Raw genomic sequence first — 301 nt, forward strand, 5'->3', positions numbered from 1 at the left:
GCGCCGCGGAATGCAGGTGGCCATGGACAACGTAGGGCACATCCAGGCGCAGCGAGTCGTAACGGGACTCCATGCCCGCGTGATCCTGACCGGGGCGCGGGAAGTGGCACAGCCAGGCGACCTCGGTATCGGCCTTCCTAGCGAGATCCTCGTTATCGGCCACCCCGTCGCCGTCCGGATCCCACGGGACCACACACTGGTAAGGCTGCACGGAATCGAAAACCTCCAGGAAGCGGCGCTGCCGCTTGGCGCTGTTGGCGTGCAGCGGATGGCAGGAGTCGTGGTTGCCGGCGATCAGGTG

At 66.4% G+C, this 301-nt stretch carries 1 protein-coding gene; it reads right to left on the bottom strand.

Annotation, left to right across the window (positions count from 1 at the left end; translation table 11 throughout):
* A partial coding sequence (locus CYJ76_RS12065) for a metallophosphoesterase family protein (RefSeq protein ID WP_462345209.1) occupies positions 1-301 on the bottom strand: 301 nt, incomplete at both ends.

It is taken from the genome of Kytococcus schroeteri, assembly GCF_002847825.1.
GTDB classification, from domain to species: Bacteria; Actinomycetota; Actinomycetes; order Actinomycetales; family Dermatophilaceae; genus Kytococcus; species Kytococcus schroeteri.